Genomic DNA, 19730 nt, shown 5'->3' on the forward strand with positions numbered 1-19730 from the left:
CCTCCTCGGCTCGCTGCCCCGTTGCCGGACGGTCAGGCGTGCGTGGTGCGCTCGTGCTCGGCGTGGTCGGCCGGCTCGAGCTGGAACGTCGCGTGCTCGACCTCGAAGTGCGACGCGAGGCACCTGTCGAGGGCGTCGAGGGTCTCGTCGACGCGCATGTCGCAGAACACGTCGCGCTCGACGACGACGTGCGCCGAGAAGACGGTCGCGCCGCTGGTGATCTGCCAGGCGTGCACGTCGTGGGCGGAGACCACCCCGGGCGTGTCGGTGATGTGCGCGCGCACGGCCGCGAGGTCGATGTCGCCCGGCGCCGAGCCGAAGAGCACGCGCACGGCCTCGCGCAGCAGCGACCACGCCCGCGGCACGATCATGGCCGCGATGATCAGCGAGCCCACCGAGTCGGCCTGGGCGAAGCCCGTCGTCAGCACGACGACCGAGGCGACGACGACCGCCGCCGACCCGAGCAGGTCGCCGAGCACCTCGAGGTAGGCGCCGCGCATGTTGATCGAGTGGGAGGCACCGCCGCGCAGCACGAGGAGCGCCACGACGTTGGTCGCCCCGCCCACGAGGCCGACGACGAGCATCGGCAGGCCCAGCACCTCGAGGTGGCTCGGGTCGAGGAGCCGCGACACGGCGGCGACGGCCACCGAGAGCGAGACGGCGACGAGCACGAGGCCGTTGATCAACGCCGCGAAGACCTCGGCGCGTCGGTAGCCGTAGGTCTGACGGCCGCTCGCGGGGCGGGCGGCGACGATCGTCGCCAGCAGGGCGATCACGAGGCCGGCGAGGTCGGAGGCCATGTGCCCGGAGTCGGCGAGCAGCGCGAGCGAGCCGGAGAGGGCCGCACCGACGAGCTGGGCGACGAGGCCCAGGGCGACGACGCCGATCGCGAGGCGCAGGCGACGGCCGTCGGCGGCCATGTGGCCGTGCGCGTGGTCGTGGCCCATGCGTCGCTCCTCACGTCACCCGGTCGGCCCGCCGGGTGCTGGCCGTCGTCGACCCTACCGGCGGCGACCGACGCTCGACAGGTGTGCGGGCCAGTCGATGACGAGGATCGTTCCCGACTGTGCACCGGCGGCCCGGGAGGGGGAACAGAGCGGCCGTCTCGGTCGTTGGCAGCGTCATGACCGACACCGGCGCCTCCTCCGTCCCCCGTCCCTCCTCGTCGGGCCCGCTCGTCGGCGTGACCGGCTCGACCGGTGCCGTGGGCGGCCGGGTGGCGGCCGCGCTCGCCGAGGCCGGCGTCCGGCAGCGCCTGGTCGTCCGCGACGCCTCGAGGGCGCCGCGGCTGGAGGGCGCCGAGGTGGCGGAGGCGACCTACGGCGACCACGAGGCCTCCGTCGCGGCGCTGCGCGGCGTCGACGTCCTCTTCATGGTGTCGGCGGCCGAGGCGCCCGACCGGCGGGCCCAGCACCTCGACTTCGTCGCGGCGGCCGCCGAGGCCGGCGTGGGCCACGTCGTCTACACGTCGTTCCAGGGGGCGGCCCCCGACGCCGTCTTCACCCTCGCGCGCGACCACTGGGCCACCGAGGAGGCGCTCCGCGCGTCGGGCATGCAGGTCACCCTGCTGCGCGACTCCTTCTACCTCGACGTGCTGCCCGAGTTCGCGGACGAGCAGGGCGTGCTCCGCGGGCCCGCCGGGTCGGGGCGCGTCGCCGCGGTCGCGCGGGCGGACGTCGCGGACGTGGTCGCGGCCGTGCTGCAGCAGCCCTCGGCGCACGTCGGTGCGATCTACGAGCTGACCGGCTCCGAGGCCGTCACGCTCGCGGAGGCGGCGGCCCGGCTGTCCGTCGTGCTCGGTCGGCCGTTCTCCTTCGTCGACGAGACGCTCGACGAGGCGTACGCCTCACGCGAGCGCTGGCAGCCCGAGCCGTGGCAGGCGGACGCGTGGGTCAGCACGTACACGTCGCTCGCGTCGGGCGAGGTGTCCCGCGTCACGACCGCCGTGCGCGACCTCACCGGCCACGACCCGCTCACGATCGAGACCCTCTTCGGGCTGCGCGGCGCCTGAGCCGCCGCGGGCGACGGGGACCCGCCGGCTCAGCGGACGCGTCGCGCCGACAGCACGCCGCTGATCCCGAGCACGAGCACCGACACGAAGATCCCGACCATCGGCAGTTCCCACCCGCCGGAGGCGTCGTGCAGGCCGCCGATCGCCAGCGGCCCGAGCGAGGCGATGGCGTAGCCGCCGCCCTGCACGAGGGCCGAGAGGCGGCGGGCGTCGTCGCCGGTCGTGGCCATCCGCACGATCACGATGAAGATGATCGTGATGCCGCCGCCCTGGGCCGCGCCGCCGAAGATCGACCAGATCAGCCAGTGCTCGGGCGCGAAGAAGAGGCCGAGCGGCATGGCCGTCCAGAGCACGCCGATCAGCGCGATGACCGCGGACGGGCGCCAGCGCAGGGCGAGCAGCGGGACGCCGAGCGCCCCGACGACCGCCATGATCTGGAACACCGACGAGCTCGCGCCGGCGGCCTCGCGGGTCAGGCCGATCTCGTCGCCGAGCAGCGTGGGCATCCACGCGGTGAGCCCGTAGTAGGCGAAGGCCTGGCCGGCGAAGGCGAGCGTGAGGCCCCAGGTGGTCCAGCGGCGCAGCAGCGGCCGTCGCCGCGCCTCCGCGTCGGCCTCGTGGGCCGCGGTCTCGACCACGTCGATGCCGCCGGTCATGACGTCGGCCGAGGAGGCGCCTCCTGCGTCGACCGCCCCGCCCACGTCACGTGCCCCCACGCCGAGCGCGACCCGCGGACCGACCGCGACGGCCCACACGGCCACCGCCAGGACGGCGAGCAGCCCCCAGCCGACCAGCGCGGCCGGCCAGCCGACGACCGAGGCGATCGGCGCGGTCGCCAGCGACGTGATCATCGACCCGACGTTGAGCGCCGACGTGTAGATGCCCGTGACGAAGCCCGCTCGCTCGGGCGTGTAGTCGCGCCGGATGATGACCGGGAGCACGACGTTGCCCACGGTGATCGCGATGCCGATGACGATCGTGCCGACGTAGAGCCAGGACGAGGTGCCGAGGGCGCGCAGCACGGTGCCCAGCAGGACCCCGGCGAGGCCGATGCTGACGGCGCGCTCGGCGCCGACCTTGACGATCAGGCTCGAGGCGAGCGGGCTCGCGAGGGCGAAGCAGAGCACGGGGATGCTGGTCAGCAGCCCGGCGACGACGGCGGTGAGGCCGAGGTCGGCGCTCATCTGGCCGAGCACGGGCGCCGTGGCGACGATGGGGCCGCGCAGGTTGAGCGCGATGAGGACGATCGCGAGGGTGAGCAGCCAGGCGGCGGGCGAGCGGACCGCGGCCGAGCCGGCCTGCCTCACGCCGCGCCGCGCACGGGTGCCGTGACGAGCTCGACGCCGAGCAGATCGGCCACCTCGCGCACGTCGGAGGCGACGGCGACGGCACCGACGTGCTCGGCGGGCTCGCCGTAGCCCCAGGTCACGAGGATGGTCGGCACGTCGTGCTCGGCCGCGCCCTCGACGTCGTGGTGGCGGTCGCCGATCAGCACCGGACGCGAGACGTCGGCGCCGCGCTCGCGCAGGCGGCGGAGGGCCTCGGCGACGACGTCGGCCTTCGTGTTGCGGACCTCGTCGTCGGACGCCCCGGTGATCAGGTCGAGGTACTGCACGAGGTCGTGCGCCTCGAGGATCTTGGTGGCCGGCGTCTCGGGCTTCGAGGTGGCGGTCGAGGTGGGCAGCCCCGCGGCGTGCACGCTGGCGAGCAGGTCGCGGACCCCGGGGAAGATCTCGCCTTCGAGCGCACCGTTCGCGAGGTAGTGCGCGCGGTAGGTGCGCATCGCCTCCGCCAGTCGGTCGCCGGTCAGGCCGAGGCGCACCTCGAAGCTCTGCGGCAGGGGCGGGCCGACCCACGCCATCAGCTCGGACTGCTCGGGCACGGGCAGGCCGAGCGAGGCGATGGTGTGCGCGAGGCTGGCCGTGATCGCCGGCGCCGAGTCGGCGATGGTGCCGTCGAGGTCGAACAGGACGGCGGTGTAGGAGGGAGTCATCCCCTCCAGCTTAGGAGCGCCGCGGAGCTCCGACCGCGGCCGGAGCCGCTAGAACAGACGCGAGTGCGAGTCGTCGAGCCCTCGCATCGCGTCGTAGTCGAGCAGCAGGGTGCGGATGCCGCGGTCGTGCGCGAGGGTGCGGGCCTGCGGCTTGATCTCCTGCGCCGCGAAGACGCCGGTGACGGGTGCCAGGTGCGGGTCGCGGTTCATCAGCTCGAGGTAGCGCGTCAGCTGCTCGACCCCGTCGATGTCGCCGCGGCGCTTGAGCTCGACGGCAACGGCGGCGCCCGAGGCGTCCCGGGCGAGGATGTCGACCGGCCCGATCGCGGTCATGTACTCGCGGCGGACGAGCACGTGCCCCTCGCCCAGCAGGTCGATCTGCTCGGCGAGCAGCTTCTGCAGGTCGGCCTCGACGCCGTCCTTCGTGAGCCCGGGGTCGACGCCCATCTCGTGGGACGAGTCGTGCAGCACCTCGTGGATCGACACGACGAGGATGTCGGCGGTCTTCGCCTGCGTGACCTTCCAGAGCTCGACGACCCCCGCCTCCTGCTGGTCGGCGTCGGGCTCGAGCACGGTCAGCGTGCACGGCGGGCTCATCCAGTTGAGCGGCTTGTAGCTGCCGCCGTCGGAGTGGACCAGCAGGCTGCCGTCGCTCTTGACCATGAGCAGGCGGGTGGCGAGGGGGAGGTGGGCGCTGAGCCGGCCGGCGTAGTCGACCGAGCAGCGGGCAATGACGAGACGCACCCGACGATCCTACGGTCCGGCCGGGCGGGCCCGCGTCAGCGGCGGGCGGGCTCGCGAGCAGCGCCCGAGGCGACGCCCGCGACGGCGATCAGGGCGAGCACGACCCAGAGGCCGTTCAGCAGACCGAGGCGCTCGCCGAGGAAGCCGATCAGGGGCGGCATCGCCAGGAACGCGACGTAGCCGATCGTGGCGACGGCGCTCACGCGTGCGGCGGCGACGCGCGGGTCGTCAGCCGCTGCGGACAGCCCGACGGGGAACCCGAGCGCCGAGCCGAGCCCCCACGCGACGACGCCGACGACGGCGAGCCACGGCGCAGGGGCGACGATGACGAGGGTGAGCCCGAGGACGGCGGCCACGGCCGACAGCCGCAGCATCACCACGCGTCCGAAGCGGTCGAGCAGCGGAGACCCCGCCACGCGGGCGACGGTCATCGCCGTGACGAAGACGAAGAACACGACGGCCCCGCCCGAGTTGCTGAGGCCGTGGCCGTCGACCATCGCGAGGGCGAGCCAGTCGTTCGCCGACCCCTCGGCCGTCGCCATCCCGAGCACGATCAGGCCGATCAGCACGGTGCCCGGCGTCGTCCAGACCGCCAGGCGCGAACGCCACCCCGAGGAGGCGCCTGCTGGCTCGTCGTCCGAGGTCGCGTGCCCTAGGTCCTCCGACTGCATCTGCCGGGTCACCACGACGGCGACGCCGGCGAGCACGACGGCGAGGAGCGACACGTGCACGGCGACGGGGACGCCGGCGGCCTCCGCCGCCGCGCTGAGGAGCGCGCCGACCATCGTGCCGAGGCTGAAGGCGGCGTGGAACAGCGGCATGACCGTGCGGCCGAGCACCCGCTCGGCGGCGGCGCCCGAGACGTTCATCGCGACGTCGCACAGCCCGTTGCCGAGGCCGAAGACCGCGAGGCCGACCACGATGCCGAGGAACCCCGCGCCGAGGTCGACGCTGAGGCCTGCGGCGACGAGGCCCGCGGCCGCCGTGACGAGCGAGCCGAGCACGGCACGCCGGGCACCGACGGCCGCGATGACGTGGCTCGAGAGCGTGATGCCCACGATCGACCCGACGCTGAGCCCGGTGACGAGCAGCCCCATCTCGAGCGTGCTGGCGTCGAGCGCGTCGCGGACGGCGGGCACGCGGCCGAGCCAGGTCGCGATGCCCAGGCCGGACAGGCCGAAGACGACGAAGAGGGCGTTCCGCCAGGCGACCACCTGCCGACGGGTGAGCCCGCCGTCGTAGGTGCGCTGGTCGGCGGGGGCGGCGGTCATGGCTGTGTCACCTCGGACGTCGGTGTTCGAATCGATTCGATCGCCAGCGTAGGGCGTCGGGGCGGCGACCGCCAGGGGCCCGGCGGGCCCGGTCGCGGGCGCGGCGGCCGACGGCCGTGGGCCCGGCTCCGTCGGCTAGGCTGCGGCCCATGAGCCGGGCAGAGGGCGAGGTCGCCGCGAGGCCGACCCTCGCCGCGGTCGCGCGGGCGGCCGGGGTCAGCGCGAGCACCGCCTCCTTGGCCTTCAGCGGTGCCGGCCCCGTCTCGGACGAGACGCGCAGCCGCGTCTTGGCCGTCGCCGCCGACCTCGGCTACGGCGGGCCCGACCCCCGCGCCCGGTCGCTGCGCCGCGGCCGCTCGGGCATCGTCGGCGCCGTCCTCGAGGACACCCTGAGCAACGCCTTCCGCGACCCGATCAACGTGGCGATGCTCGACGGCATCGCCGACGTCACGGGCCCGGCCGACAACAGCCTGCTGCTGCTCACCGAGACCGAGGGCGAGCACACCCGCCTGCTCGACGCCCCGGTCGACGCGCTCGTGCTGTTCGGCTGCAGCACGCGCCTCGATGCCTCCGTGTCGACGGTGCGACGTCGAGGGATCCCGCTGGTGTCGATCGAGGCGCCGCCGATGGAGGGCGTCCTCGACATCGGCGAGGACAACGTGGGCGCGTCCCGGCTGCTGGCGCAGCACCTCCACGACCTCGGCCACCGCCGCGTCGCCGTCGTCGCGCTCGAGCTGGGCCCGGGTCGCGAGACCGGGGACATCACCGACGCACGGGTCGCGGCGGGCACGACCTGGCCTGCACTCGAGCGGCTGCGCGGCACGCGCCTGGTCTACCCCGACGCCGGCGGGCTCGTCACGCGCGGCAGCTGGACGTCCGAGGGGCACCGCGCCGGCACGCAGCTGCTCGACGTGCCCGCGTCCGAGCGCCCGACGGCGATCATCGCCCAGAGCGACCTGCTGGCCTCGGGCGTCATCGCTGCGGCGGCGGACCTCGGCCTCTCGGTGCCCGGCGACCTCAGCGTCGTCGGCTACGACGGGGTTCGGCTCGACGACCCCCGGGCCGCCGACCTGACCACCGTGGTGCAGCCCGCGGTCGAGAAGGGCCGCGCGGCCGGTCGAGCCGTGCTCGCGCTGCTCGCGGGCGAGGCCGCCACGGGCACGATCTTCACGAGCGTGTTCCGCCCGGGCTCGACGACGGCTCCGCCGCGCGCCTGACGCTCGGTCGCCGGTCAGCGTGCGCCGACCACCATCCACCGGTCGGTGCGGGCGCGCAGGCCGAGCGTGACCGCGCGGGCGCCGATGTAGCCGAGGCCGAACGTGAGCCACAGCGCGACCGCACCGGCCGTGCCGGGGCCGACCCGCGCCTCCACCGGGAGCAGCAGCGCGAGGTAGACCAGCACGCTGACGACGCTGGCGACGGCGAGGTACCGGGCGTCGCCGGCGCCGAGCAGCACCCCGTCGAGCACGAAGACGAAGCCCGCCAGCGGGATCCCGACGGCCATCGCGACCACCACCGAGGGCAGCAGTGCGCGCACCCCCTCGTCGCTGCTGAAGACGGGCGCGAGCACCGGGGCGAGCACGGCGAGCAGGGCGCCGAGCAGCACGCCGCCGCCGACGCCGAACAGCATCAGCCGCCGAGTGATCGCCCGCACGCGCGCGCGGTCGCCCTGGCCGAGCGCGTGCCCGACCATGGCCTGCCCCGCGATCGCGAGGGCGTCGAGGGCGAACGCGAGCGTGCTGAACAGCGTCAGCGCGATCTGGATCACGGCGAGCCCGGCGACCCCCGAGGAGGCGGCGGCCGCGACGGTCGCGACGAGCGCGGCCCGCAGGCCCGCGTTCCGCACCAGCAGCCACGCGCCCGAGCGGGCGGTCCGGCCCACCCCGGCGAGGCCGGGACGGAGGTCGGCGCCGACGTCGCGTGCCGCCCGGACGGCGATGACGACGTAGACGGCGGCCATGCCCCACTGCGCGACGACGGTGCCCGCCGCGGAGCCGGCGATGCCCCAGCCGAAGCCGTAGAGGAACAGCGCGTTGAGGGCGGCGTTGGCCGCGAACCCGACGCCGGCGACGACGAGGGGCGTGCGGGTGTCCTGCAGGCCGCGGAGCAGACCCGTCGCCGCGATGACGACCAGCATGCCCGGCAGGCCGATCAGCGAGACGGAGAGGTACGTCGTAGCGGCGCGGGCCACGTCGGCGTCGACCCCGAAGAGGCCGACGAGCGGCTCGGCGACGAACGCGCCGGCGACGGCGATCGCGACGCCGACGAACAGGGCGAACCAGAGGCCGTCGACGCCGGCGCGGATCGCCCCGCGACGGTCGCCCGCGCCCAGGCGCCGAGCGACGGTCGGGGTCGTCGCGTAGGCGAGGAAGATCAGCAGGCCGAGCGCCGTCTGCAGGATCACGCTCGCGACGCCCAGGCCCGCGAGCGGGACGGAGCCGAGGTGCCCGACGAGGGCCGTGTCGGTGAGGAGGAACAGCGGCTCGGCCACGAGCGCACCCAGCGCGGGCAGGGCCAGGCGGAGGATCTCGCGGTCGAGCGGCGACCGGAGGCGCACGTCTAGTCGGTGCCGCGGAGGCGGCCGACCACGGTCATCAGGTGGTAGACGACGATGGCGGCGACGGTGCCGAGGATGATGCCGCCGAAGCTCGCGCCGCCGAGCGCGAAGGTGAAGTCGGCGATGCCCATGATCAGGGCGACGCCGGCCGTCAGCTGGTTCTTCGGGCGGCTGAAGTCGACCTCGTTCTCGACCCAGATGCGGATGCCGATGACGCCGATCAGGCCGTAGAGCGCCGTCGTGACGCCGCCGAGGACCCCTGGCGGGATGGTGAAGATGACGGCGCCGATCTTGGGCGAGAGGCCGAGGAGGATCGCGACGAGGCCCGCGACCCAGTACGCGGCGGTCGAGAACACGCGCGTGGCGCTCATCACGCCGATGTTCTCGCCGTAGGTGGTGGTCGCCGAGCCGCCGCCGAGACCGGCGAGCACGGTGCTCAGGCCGTCGGCGAAGAGGGCGCGACCGGTCAGCGGGTCGAGGTCGCGCTTCGTGAGCTGCCCGACGCCCTTCACGTGGCCGACGTTCTCGGCGATGAGGGCGAGCACGACGGGCAGGAACCCGAGGTAGATCGGCAGCTGGGCCAGGTCGAACGCGGGCGCCGTGAAGGTCGGCAGCCCGATCCAGGCGGCGTCGCCGACGGCGCTGAAGTCGACCTCGCCGAGCAGCACGGCGGCGACGTAGCCGACGACGACGCCGACGAAGATCGACAGGCGGCCGAGGAGGCCCGTGAAGAGCACGGCGCTCAGCACCACGGCGGCGAGCGTGATGACGGCGGTGAGCGGGGCCTGCGCGAAGTTGTCGCGCGCCGCGGGCGCCAGGTTGAAGCCGATCAGGGCGACGATGGCGCCGCTGACGACCGGGGGCAGCAGCGCGTTGATCCAGCGCGTGCCGGCGAGGTGCACGACGACGCCGACGATCGCCAGCAGGGCGCCGACGACGATGATGCCGCTGAGCGCGAGCGGGATGCCCCCGATGTCGGTCGCCGCTCCGATCGGGGCGAGGAACGCGAACGACGACCCGAGGTAGCTCGGCAGCTTGTTCTTCGTGATGATCAGGAACAACAGCGTGCCGATGCCCGAGAAGAGCAGGGTCGTGCTCGGCGGGAAGCCCGTGATGATCGGCACGAGGAACGTCGCGCCGAACATGGCGACGACGTGCTGACCGCCCAGGCCGATGGTGCGCGGCCAGGTGAGCCGCTCCTCCGGGGCGACGATCTCGGTGGAGTCGACCGTCTTGCCGTCGCCGTGCAGTGCCCAGGGGAGTGCCATGGGCAGAACTGTAGCGGCGCGCTGTTTCCTGCTCGTTTCCTGCACCGCGCCTGTGGAGGGGCAGGGCGCTCTGCACAGGCCCTGCCGCGTCGGGCGCGGCGTCGCCGGCCCCGCCTAGGCTGGCGGACATGACGACCGACGCGCTGTCCTCCGGCATCACCACCGACGAGCTCGACCCGGGCGTGCGCCCTCAGGACGACCTGTTCCGCCACGTCAACGGGCGGTGGATCGAGCGGACCGAGATCCCCGACGACAAGGCGCGCTTCGGCTCCTTCTACCTCCTCGCAGAAGAGGCGGAGGCGGCGGTCCGCGACATCGTGCACGAGTCGCAGTCGGCCGAGCCGGGCACCGAGGCACGCAAGGTCGGCGACCTGTTCACCAGCTTCACCGACGAGGCCCGGGTGGAGGCGCTCGGCGCCGAGCCGCTGCGCCCGCTCCTCGAGACGGTCGCGTCCGTCGACGACGTGCCCGGGCTGCTCCGCCTCGTCGGCGCCTTCGAGAAGCAGGGCGTCGCGAGCTTCGTCCAGCTCTTCGTCGACAACGACCCGGGTGACCCCACGCGGTACGTCGTGCAGGTCGAGCAGGGCGGCCTGGGGCTGCCCGACGAGTCCTACTACCGCGAGGAGAAGAGCGAGGCGATCCGCACCTCCTACGTTGCCTTCGTCTCGCGCATGCTGGGGCTCGCGGGCCTCGACGACGCCGACGAGCGGGCCTCGCGCGTGATGCAGCTCGAGACGGCCATCGCCTCGCACCACTGGGACAACGTGGCCACCCGCGACAGCGACGCGACCTACAACCTGCTGCCGTGGTCCGAGGCCGCCGCGCTCGCCGAGGGCGTCGACCTCGACGTGTGGCGCGACGCGGTGGGCGCGCCCGCCGGCGTCTTCGACGAGGTGGTCGTGCGCGAGCCCTCGTTCGTGACGGGCCTGTCCGGGCTGATGACCGACGAGCAGCTCCCGGCCTGGCAGGACTGGCTGCGCTGGCAGGTCGTCCGCTCGTTCGCCGCGTACCTGTCGTCGGCCTTCGTCGAAGCGAACTTCGACTTCTACGGGCGCACCCTGACGGGCACCCCCGTGCAGCGGGCCCGCTGGAAGCGCGGCGTCTCGTTCGTCGAGGGCGCCATGGGCGAGGCCGTCGGCCGCATCTACGTCGAGCGCCACTTCGCGCCCGAGGCGAAGGAGGCGATGGACGTGCTGGTCGAGAACCTCGTCGAGGCCTACCGTCGCAGCATCGCCGACCTGTCGTGGATGACGGACGAGACGCGGGCGCGCGCCCTCGACAAGCTCGAGAAGTTCACGCCCAAGATCGGCTTCCCCGTGAAGTGGCGCGACTACTCGGCCCTCGAGGTCGACCCCGGCGACCTCGTCGGCAACGTCCGGGCCTCGGCCGTCGTCGGCTTCGACCGCGAGCTGGGCAAGATCGGCCAGCCGATCGACCGCGACGAGTGGTTCATGACGCCGCAGACCATCAACGCGTACTACAACCCCGGCTTCAACGAGATCGTGTTCCCGGCGGCCATCCTCCAGTTCCCCTTCTTCGACGCGAGCCGCGACGCCGCGGCCAACTACGGTGCGATCGGCGCCGTGATCGGCCACGAGATCGGCCACGGCTTCGACGACCAGGGCTCGAAGTACGACGGCGACGGCAAGCTGACCGACTGGTGGACGCCGGCCGACCGCGAGGCCTTCGAGCGCCTCACGACCTCGCTCATCTCGCAGTACGACGCCCTCGCCCCGGCACAGGTGCCCGAGCACCACGTCAACGGCGCGCTCACGATCGGCGAGAACATCGGCGACCTCGGCGGGCTGTCCATCGCCTACGACGCGTACCTGATCTCGCTCGACGGTGCCGAGGCGCCCGTGATCGACGGGATGACGGGGGCTCAGCGCTTCTTCCTCAGCTGGGCGCAGGCGTGGCAGATCAAGCTCCGCGACGAGGAGGCGATCCGGCTGCTGTCGATCGACCCGCACTCGCCCAACGAGTTCCGCTGCAACCAGATCGTGCGCAACATCGACGACTTCTACGACGCGTTCGAGCTGACGGAGTCCGACGCGCTCTGGCTCCCCGCCGAGCAGCGCGTCACGATCTGGTAGCCGTGCCGCCCGCGGAGGGCCCGATCGGCCGGGAGGATCTGCCCGGTCGAGAGGGGCAGCCCGACCACGAGGGGCAGCCTGACCACGAGGGGCTGTCCGGTCAGGGAGTCCCGCGTCGGCCCGGCCGGCCCGGCCGGCACAGCAGTCGGGCGGACGAGGCGGTCGAGGCAGGGCGGCACGCGCCGCCCTCGCCGCCGGCGGGTCTCGGGGGAGCGCTGACGGCCCTGGGCGACCTCGCGGCCGAGGGCGTGACGGTCTCCGCGTCGGTCTGGGACCTCGACGACGGTACCGAGCTGCTCGCCGTCGACGACCGCGTCGTGCTGCCCGTCGGACAGCTCGGGGCCGTGCTGCTGCTGATCGAGGTCAGCGCGCAGATCGAGGCAGGTCAGCTCGGCGCCCTCGACGAGCTCGAGCGCATCGCCGGTCCGGGCAGCCGGGCTGCCCTCGGCGGCGGTGGCATCTGGTCGTACCTGCAGCGACGTCGGCTGGCCGTCACCGACGCGGCCGCCCTCGTCGGGGCCGTGCGCGACCCCGCCGCCGTCAACGCGCTGCTCGCCAGGGTCGGGCTCGAGGCGGTCAGGGCCAGGGCCGACGACCTGGGCGTGCGCGACACCGCACTGCTCGACGAGATCCGGTCCGAGCGCGGTCCCGACGACGCGCCTGCCCCCTCCGTCGGCTCGACCCGGGAACTCGCCCAGCTGACGGCCCTGCTCGCGCAGGGGCAGGTGGTCGGGTCCGCGGTCAGCAGCCGGGTGCTCGGCTGGCTGTCGCTCGGGGTCGACCTGTCGTTCGTCGCGGCGCCCCTCGGCCTCGACCCCGTCTCGCACCGCCGGACCGACCACGACCTGCAGTTCGTCAACGCGGTGGGCAGCGACCGCGGTGTCCGCTCAGAGCTCGGGGTGCTGCGCGGGCCGCGGGGCGGCGTGGCCTACGCCGTGACGATGACGTTCGACGACCTCACGCTCGAGCGCCGCCTCCGGGTGCTCGCCGCGGCCCGAGCGGTCGGCGTCGACCTGCTCGCACGCGTCCGCTAGCGCGCGGTCGGCCTGCCCGCCCCATTCACTCCCGTCTCGCAGGTGCCACCCGGCACATCCCGCCCAGCAAATGCCGACCATCAAATGCCGACCGTTCGGCCCTCGAAGGCTCTGCAACAGGGGGAGATCCCGTCGCTGCAGCACTCGAGGTCGGGTTCTGCAACAGCAGCAGCAGCAGCGGCAGCGGCAGCGGCAACAGCAGGGCGGGCCGGGCCCAGGGGCGGGGGCGGGCGCGGCTCAGTCGATCAGGTCGAGCTCGACCGCGACGCGCAGGGTCTCGACGCCGGCGGGAGGGCACCGGTCCACGTCCGCCGACGTGACCCAGTGCAGTGCGCCGATCTCGCCCGAGGGCGACGGCTCGGCTCCGTCGTCCGTCGGCCTCGCCGACCAGAGGCGCATGTGCACCTCGCGCCCCTCGGGCTCGCCGTGGGCCTGGGTCCGGACGGCGCCGAGCTCGCGGAGCGACGAGCGGTCGAGCTCGAGACCGACCTCCTCGCGGGTCTCGCGGACGAGGGCGTCCTCGCCGGTCTCGCCTGCCTCCTGCTTGCCGCCGGGGAGGTAGAGCACGTCGCGTCCGCGAGCCGTGACCATGAGGAGGCGGCGGTCGCGCACCAGTACGAGCGCACTGACGACGATCGGGTCCATCCCCCCATCCTCGGGCACCACGGAGCGGCGCTCGCGATACGACCCTCGAGACGCGAGTGATCTGCGCTGGCGCACCCCGCCACGCTGCTGTCTCGAGGCCCTCACCACCGGATCACGCGAACATTCCGGGGAGGAAGAGCAGAGCAGAGCGGAGGTGCGGAGGTGCGGGGGCGCGTCAGCCGACGTCGCGGTGGCGGAGCCGCTCGTCGTCGGCAGGGCGCAGCACGGCGGGCTCGACGGCGGCCGCCCGGGTGTCGGTGAGGCCGAACAGCGACTCGAGGCCGTCGCGGAACTCCTCGCCGCGCCCCTGGCGGGCGAGCTCGCGAGCCCGGACCGACGGGGTGTGCAGCAGCACGCCGGCCAGGTGGCGCAGCGCCGACTCCGTGCGCTCGGACGAGTCGCCGCGGGACCGGGCGCGCTCGATCTCGGCGTCGAGCAGGTCGAAGACGTGGCGACGCAGCGCGACGACGGCCGGGGTGAGCGACTGCTCGGCCGCGACGGCGTGGAACTCGGCGGCAGCGCTCGAGACGAGTGCGCGGGCGTCGTCGGCGGCGGTCAGCTCGGCCATCGGGGCGTGCAGGCTGATCGTCTCGAGGTCGAGCAGCTCGACCCCGGGCACGCGGGCGACGAGGGGGTCGACGTTGCGGGGCAGGCCGAGGTCGATGACGAGGCGGCGCGACGCGTCGACGACCTCGGGCACGACGACGGGCTCGGTGGTCGAGGTGCAGGTGATGAGCACGTCGCTCCACGCGATGGCCTCGGCCAGGTCGTCGAAGGGACGCAGGTCGTGCTTGAGCCCGAACCAGGAGGCGCGGCCCGACGCCGAGAACACGGCCAGGTCGCCCGCGCCCCGGTCGCGCAGCGCGGCCACGGTGGTGGCGGCGTACTGGCCGGTGCCGACGATGAGCACGCGCGCCTGCGACCAGTCGGTCACCCGCGACGAGGCGAGCTCGAGGGCGAGGCGGACGAGCGAGCGCCCGGCTCCGCCGACGTTGGTGCGGTTCTTGACCCCACGCGAGGTCTGGGACGCCTTCTGGAACAGCCGCTCGAGGTCACGCGACGTCGTGCCGCGCGTCCGTGCGGCCTCGAGGGCCCGGCGGACCTGGCCCGAGATCTCGTCCTCGCCGATGACGACCGACTCGAGGCCCGAGCTCACGGCGAACAAGTGCTCGACGACCTCGTCGCCGGTGATGACGCGGACGTTGTCGCGCATCTCGTCGGCCTCGATGCCGCTGGCCTCGCTCATGGTGCTGATGGTGGCCTCGACCGCGACGGAGGCGGCGGCCGTGAGGGGCTCCTCCACGTCGACGTAGGCCTCGAACCGGTTGCAGGTGGCGAGCACGACGGCCCCGCCCACGAAGTCGTTCGCGTCGACCAGGGTGCTCGCCGCGGAGGGTGCGCCGATGCTCAACTTCTCGAGGAGGTCGAAGCTGGCGTTCCGGTGGGACGCCGTGAGGCAGATGAGCACCCGTCGATGATAACTCTCATGCGCCGGTCGAACCCGGGGGTTGCCTCGATGTCGAGGCTGTGCGCAGGTGATCCGTGCACAGGCTGCACATTCCGCAGCGCGCGTTCAGGAGGTGCCTGTCAGCCTGGCAGACGGCCTCGCATCACCGGGGCCCCGCACGACCAGAGGAGCACCACCATGACCGAAGGCACCACCCGCACCACCGACGCCGGCAGCACCGCCACGAGCACCCAGTGGCAGCTCGTCGCCCGCCCGCACGGCGAGCCGACCACCGACGACATCCGCGAGGTCGAGGTCGAGCTGCCCGCGGTCCCGGCGGGCGAGGTGCGCGTGGCCAACGAGTTCCTCTCGGTCGACCCGTACATGCGCGGCCGGATGAACGACGTGAAGTCGTACGTGCCGCCCTTCGCCCTCGGCGAGACGATGACCGGCGGCGCGATCGGCCGGGTCGTCGCGTCCGCCTCCGACGACCTGCCCGTCGGCACGGTGGTGCAGCACGACCTGGGCTGGCGCGACGTCGCGCAGGGCGCCTCCTCGTCGTTCCGGGCCGTCGAGCCAACGCCCGGCGTCGAGCTCTCGGCCTACCTCGGCGTGCTCGGCCTGACCGGCCTGACCGCCTACGTCGGGCTCACCGAGATCGCGGGCATCCGCGAGGGCGACGTCGTCTTCGTCTCGGGCGCCGCAGGTGCGGTCGGCACGATGGTCGGCCAGATCGCCCGTCTGAAGGGCGCCTCCCGCGTGATCGGCAGCGCCGGCAGCGCGGAGAAGGTCGAGCTGCTCACCTCGAAGTACGGCTTCGACGCCGCGTTCAACTACAAGGACGGCGACGTCGCCGAGCTGCTGGCCGAGGCCGCGCCCGACGGCATCGACCTCTACTTCGACAACGTCGGAGGCGACCACCTGTCGGCCGCGCTGGCCAGCTTCAAGGACGGCGGCCGGGCAGCGCTCTGCGGCTCGATCGCCGGCTACAACGCGACCGGCGCGCCCGTCGGGATCACCGGCACCACGAACATCGTGACCCGCGGCCTGATGCTCAAGGGCTTCACGCTCGGGAACTACCGCCACGTCGCTCCGGCGTTCCAGGCCGAGATGGGCCCGTGGCTCGCGGCCGGCGAGGTCGTGCACGACGAGACCGTCGTCGAGGGCATCCACTCGGCGTTCGACGCGTTCACCGGCCTGATGCGCGGCGAGAACGTCGGCAAGATGGTCGTCGCGGTCTGACCTCGGTCTGACCTCGAGCGGACATCGAGTGACGCTCCGGGGGAGTGCGTCCGACGCGCACCCCTCGGCCGCGTCACCTCGATCCCGGCGCTGCCCAGCGGGCGGGTGGGACAATGGGGCACGTGACCCTGCCCGACACGCACCCGCTCCTCTCCGGCCGCACCGCCTCCTCGTCCCTCGTCCGTGCCCTGCGCGGCGACCGGCCCGAGGTGCTGCCCGTCTGGTTCATGCGCCAGGCCGGCCGCTCGCTGCCCGAGTACCGCGCGCTGCGCGTCGGCACGGCGATGCTCGACGCCTGCCTCGACCCGGCGCTCTCGAGCGAGATCACCCTGCAGCCCGTCCGTCGCCACGGCGTCGACGCCGGCATCTTCTTCAGCGACATCGTCGTGCCGATCAAGCTCGCGGGGGTCGGCGTGGACATCGTCGCCGGGCGCGGTCCCGTGCTGGACCAGCCGATCCGCACGCCCGACGACGTCGCCGCGCTGCGTCCCCTCGAGCAGGAGGCGCTCGCCCCGATCGCCGAGGGCGTCGCCCGCACCGTGGCCGAGCTGGGCGACACCCCCCTGATCGGTTTCGCCGGCGCCCCCTTCACGCTGGCCGCCTACCTCGTCGAGGGCGGCCCGTCGAAGGACCACATCCGCGCCCGCGCCCTCATGCACAGCGACCCCGAGACGTGGCAGGCCCTGCTCGGCTGGGCCGCCGATGTGACCGGGGCGTTCCTCCGCGCCCAGGTGCTCGCCGGGGCCAGCGCCGCCCAGCTCTTCGACTCGTGGGTCGGCAGCCTGTCGCTGTCCGACTACGAGCAGCACGTCGCGCCGTTCTCGGCCCGCGCGCTGTCGCACGTCGCCGACCTCGACGTCCCGACCATCCACTTCGGCGTCGGCAGCGGCGAGGTGCTGAGCGCCATGCACGGCGTCGGGGTCGACGCCGTCGGGGTCGACTGGCGCATCCCGCTCGACGAGGCCTCGCGGCGACTCGGCGGCGGCGTGCCCGTCCAGGGCAACATCGACCCGGCGATGCTGCAGGCGCCCTGGCCGGTGCTCGAGGCGCACGTCCGAGAGGTCGTCCGCCGGGGCCGTGCCGCACCCGCGCACGTCCTCAACCTCGGCCACGGCGTCGGGCCCGACACCGACCCCGACGTGCTGACCCGCATCGTCGCCCTGGCCCACACCCTGTAGGAGGCGCGCGACCGTGACCGAGGCGACCCGCTCCTCCGGGGCGGCCGCGCATCGCGCCCTCGTGGTGGGCGGCGGCGTCGCCGGCCTGGTGGTCGCGCGCGACCTCGCGGCCGCCGGCGTCGCGGTCACGCTCGTCGAGGCCTCGGACCGGCTCGGCGGGGAGGTCGGCCGCCACGTCGTCGGCGGCCTGCCCCTCGACGCCGGCGCCGAGAGCTTCGCGACGCGCGGCGGCACGGTGCAGGCGTACCTCGACGAGCTCGGGCTCGGCGGCGACGTCGTGCTGCCCGACCCGCGCGGGGCCTGGGTGCAGCACGGCGCCGGACAGGCCTTCCCCCTGCCCCGCACGGGCCTGCTCGGCATCCCCGGCGACCTGACGGCCGACGACGTCGTCGCGGTCGTCGGCGCGGCGGGCACGGCCGAGGCGTCGCGGCTCGACGCGGCGGCGGGGGACGTCGGCGCCGACGAGACCTCGGTCGGCGGCCTCGTCCGCGTGCGGATGGGCGACGCCGTGCTCGACCGGCTCGTCACCCCGATCATCGGCGGGGTCCACTCCGTGCACCCCGACCTGCTCTCCGTCGACCGGGTCGCCCCCGGCCTCCGGGCGGCGCTGCGGCGGGAGGGCTCGCTGGCCGCGGCCGTCCTCAGCGTGCGGGCGCTCGCGCCGGCGGGCTCCGCGGTCGCCGGGCTGCGCGGCGGCATGGCGAGCCTGGCGGAGGCGCTGGTCGCCGAGCTCGACCGCCTCGGCGTCGAGGTGCGGCTCGGCGCCCACGTCGCCGTGCTCGACGCCCGCTCGGTGACGCTGACCGGCAGCGACGACGTCGCACACGACGAGCACGGGGCGACACCCGAGCGCCTCGAGGCCGACGTCGTCGTGCTCGCCGTCGGCGACGGCGCGGGGCGTGTCCTCGGCGGCCGTCCGGCCCACGCCGCGGGACTCATCACGTTGGCCACGCTCGTGCTGCGCGACGACCGCCTCGACGCGGCGCCCCGCGGCACCGGGGTGCTCGTAGCGCCCGGTGCCGACGGCGTGCGCGCCAAGGCGCTCACCCACGCGACGGCGAAGTGGCCGTGGCTCGCGGAGCGGGCCGACGGTCGGCACGTCCTCCGGCTCAGCTACGACTCCCCGGTCGTCACGGCGGCCACGAGCGACGACGAGCTGCGCTCCACGGCGCTCGCCGACGCATCGGTGCTGCTCGGGCTGTCGCTCGACCCCGCCACGGTCGAGGACGCGGCGCGCGTCGAGTGGTCCGCGCCCCTCCCGCAGGAGGCGGTGGGCGCCTCCTCGTCCCTGCCCGACGGCGTCGTCCGCGTCGGCGGCGCCGTGGCCGGCCGGGGGCTCGCCGCCGTGATCGCCCACGCACGTCGCGTCGCCGCCGACCTCGTCGCCCGCTGACCGCGAGCGGCGCGGCGGCCGAGCACGGGCGCGTCCGGGCGGCGGCGGGCGGCACCGGGCTACATTGGGACAGCGCGTCGGGCACCGGTCCGTGCGCCCCCACACATGAATGGAGCGACATGCGAGGCAAACTGATCTTCGTCGCCGGAGCAGCCGTCGGATTCGTGCTGGGCGCTCGCGCCGGCCACGAGCGCTACGAGCAGATCGCCGCGAACTCGTCGAAGCTGTGGAACAGCCGCGCCGTGCAGCGGCAGGTCGTCAAGGCAGAGGACTTCGCGGGCGCCAAGGCCGCCGACGCCGTCGACGCGGTCGTCAACGGCGTAAAGACGGTGGCCGTCAAGGCCGTCGGAGGCGGGAAGAAGAAGAAGTGACCGACTCCACCCGGAGCGACAAAGTGCGCCGGCGACGCGGCTCGGGGTCGCGCTCGTTCTTCGCCCTGGTCCAGGACGTCCCGAGCCTGGTCACCGACCTCGTCAAGGGCGAGCTCGCCCTGCTCAAGTACGAGATCATCGGCACGCTCAAGGCGTTCGGCATCGGCGCGGGGTTCCTCGTCGGCGCACTCGTCTTCGTCTTCGCCATGCTCGGGGTGCTGCTCACGGGCATCGTCCTGCTGATCGCGATCTGGCTGCCCGGTTGGCTGTCGGCGCTGATCGTCGCCTTCGTGCTCCTCCTCGTCGCCGCCCTGCTGGCGTTCCTCGGCTACCGGAGCATCAAGAAGGGCCTCCCGGCCGTGCCGGAGAAGACGATCGCGAGCCTCAAGCGCGACCTCAAGGCCGTCAAGGGCGTCGGGACCATCCCGGGGCACGACGTCACCGAGTTCTGAGCCGCCGCCTCCGCGACTCCCTGCGAGCCCC

General features: G+C 74.0%; 18 protein-coding genes. 9 read left to right on the plus strand and 9 right to left on the minus strand.

The window, feature by feature from the left end:
• Positions 1-32: 32 nt before the first annotated feature.
• Complete coding sequence (locus tag EDF20_RS13905; protein WP_133739087.1) at positions 33-947, minus strand: cation diffusion facilitator family transporter; 915 nt, start codon at positions 945-947, stop codon at positions 33-35.
• A gap of 176 nt (positions 948-1123) precedes the next feature.
• On the opposite strand from EDF20_RS13905, the gene EDF20_RS13910 reads away from it, so the two are divergent.
• Entirely contained in the window at positions 1124-2011 is an 888-nt protein-coding gene (locus tag EDF20_RS13910; RefSeq protein WP_133739088.1) for an NAD(P)H-binding protein, read from the plus strand.
• Between the two features lie 29 nt (positions 2012-2040).
• On the opposite strand, the gene EDF20_RS13915 is transcribed toward EDF20_RS13910, so the two are convergent.
• From EDF20_RS13915 to EDF20_RS13930, 4 genes are read right to left on the minus strand one after another with little or no spacing between them, the layout of a single operon-like run.
• A complete protein-coding gene (locus EDF20_RS13915; RefSeq protein WP_133739089.1) occupies positions 2041-3318 on the minus strand; it encodes an MFS transporter in 1278 nt (425 codons plus the stop codon).
• Positions 3315-4004, minus strand: a complete 690-nt coding sequence (locus EDF20_RS13920; RefSeq protein WP_123547424.1) for an HAD hydrolase-like protein — start codon at positions 4002-4004, stop codon at positions 3315-3317. The genes EDF20_RS13915 and EDF20_RS13920 overlap by 4 nt, the downstream gene beginning before the upstream one ends.
• Before the next feature lie 48 nt (positions 4005-4052).
• On the minus strand, positions 4053-4748 hold the full coding sequence (nucS, locus tag EDF20_RS13925) for an endonuclease NucS (RefSeq protein ID WP_123547425.1): 696 nt from the start codon (positions 4746-4748) through the stop codon (positions 4053-4055).
• A 35-nt stretch (positions 4749-4783) separates the two neighbouring features.
• The gene (locus tag EDF20_RS13930; RefSeq protein WP_133739090.1) at positions 4784-6019 is read right to left on the minus strand and encodes an MFS transporter; all 1236 of its coding nucleotides are present in this window, start codon (positions 6017-6019) and stop codon (positions 4784-4786) included.
• A 149-nt stretch (positions 6020-6168) separates the two neighbouring features.
• Here EDF20_RS13930 and EDF20_RS13935 point away from each other — a divergent pair, with 149 nt between their 5' ends.
• On the plus strand, positions 6169-7236 hold the full coding sequence (locus EDF20_RS13935; protein ID WP_133739091.1) for a LacI family DNA-binding transcriptional regulator: 1068 nt from the start codon (positions 6169-6171) through the stop codon (positions 7234-7236).
• A gap of 14 nt (positions 7237-7250) precedes the next feature.
• Here the strand turns inward: EDF20_RS13935 and EDF20_RS15935 are convergent, their stop codons facing one another.
• Together EDF20_RS15935 and EDF20_RS15940 are read right to left on the minus strand one after the other, a co-directional pair.
• Positions 7251-8576 carry an MATE family efflux transporter gene (locus tag EDF20_RS15935; RefSeq protein WP_243833503.1) on the minus strand — a complete coding sequence of 442 codons (1326 nt, stop codon included), beginning with the start codon at positions 8574-8576 and terminating at the stop codon, positions 7251-7253.
• 2 nt (positions 8577-8578) lie between these two features.
• Positions 8579-9844 (minus strand): solute carrier family 23 protein, encoded by a 1266-nt coding sequence (locus EDF20_RS15940; RefSeq protein ID WP_133739092.1) that lies wholly within the window; start codon positions 9842-9844, stop codon positions 8579-8581.
• Between the two features lie 128 nt (positions 9845-9972).
• On the opposite strand from EDF20_RS15940, the gene EDF20_RS13950 reads away from it, so the two are divergent.
• Both EDF20_RS13950 and EDF20_RS13955 read left to right on the plus strand, forming a co-directional pair.
• On the plus strand, positions 9973-11937 hold the full coding sequence (locus tag EDF20_RS13950; RefSeq protein ID WP_133739093.1) for a M13-type metalloendopeptidase: 1965 nt from the start codon (positions 9973-9975) through the stop codon (positions 11935-11937).
• Positions 11938-12185: 248 nt separating this feature from the next.
• Positions 12186-12971, plus strand: a complete 786-nt coding sequence (locus EDF20_RS13955) for a serine hydrolase (RefSeq protein WP_243833504.1) — start codon at positions 12186-12188, stop codon at positions 12969-12971.
• Between the two features lie 237 nt (positions 12972-13208).
• Here the strand turns inward: EDF20_RS13955 and EDF20_RS13960 are convergent, their stop codons facing one another.
• On the minus strand, positions 13209-13616 hold the full coding sequence (locus EDF20_RS13960) for an NUDIX domain-containing protein (protein WP_123547430.1): 408 nt from the start codon (positions 13614-13616) through the stop codon (positions 13209-13211).
• A 175-nt stretch (positions 13617-13791) separates the two neighbouring features.
• A complete protein-coding gene (locus EDF20_RS13965) occupies positions 13792-15084 on the minus strand; it encodes a glutamyl-tRNA reductase (RefSeq protein ID WP_133739094.1) in 1293 nt (430 codons plus the stop codon).
• Between the two features lie 177 nt (positions 15085-15261).
• On the opposite strand from EDF20_RS13965, the gene EDF20_RS13970 reads away from it, so the two are divergent.
• The 5 genes from EDF20_RS13970 to EDF20_RS15780 all read left to right on the plus strand — a co-directional run bounded on the left by EDF20_RS13970 (position 15262) and on the right by EDF20_RS15780 (position 19699).
• Positions 15262-16305: an NADP-dependent oxidoreductase gene (locus tag EDF20_RS13970; protein ID WP_133739095.1), complete on the plus strand. Its 1044-nt coding sequence runs from the start codon at positions 15262-15264 to the stop codon at positions 16303-16305.
• 113 nt (positions 16306-16418) lie between these two features.
• Positions 16419-17483 carry a uroporphyrinogen decarboxylase gene (gene hemE, locus EDF20_RS13975; protein ID WP_133739096.1) on the plus strand — a complete coding sequence of 355 codons (1065 nt, stop codon included), beginning with the start codon at positions 16419-16421 and terminating at the stop codon, positions 17481-17483.
• A 13-nt stretch (positions 17484-17496) separates the two neighbouring features.
• On the plus strand, positions 17497-18876 hold the full coding sequence (locus EDF20_RS13980) for an FAD-dependent oxidoreductase (protein WP_243833505.1): 1380 nt from the start codon (positions 17497-17499) through the stop codon (positions 18874-18876).
• 119 nt (positions 18877-18995) lie between these two features.
• The gene (locus tag EDF20_RS15775; RefSeq protein ID WP_123547434.1) at positions 18996-19247 is read left to right on the plus strand and encodes a hypothetical protein; all 252 of its coding nucleotides are present in this window, start codon (positions 18996-18998) and stop codon (positions 19245-19247) included.
• Entirely contained in the window at positions 19244-19699 is a 456-nt protein-coding gene (locus EDF20_RS15780) for a phage holin family protein (RefSeq protein ID WP_233569073.1), read from the plus strand. Before EDF20_RS15775 ends, EDF20_RS15780 begins: the two co-directional genes overlap by 4 nt.
• The last annotated feature ends 31 nt before the right edge of the window (positions 19700-19730 follow it).

The sequence above is a fragment of the Frigoribacterium sp. PhB116 genome (genome assembly GCF_004364285.1).
Classification (GTDB): Bacteria; Actinomycetota; Actinomycetes; order Actinomycetales; family Microbacteriaceae; genus Frigoribacterium.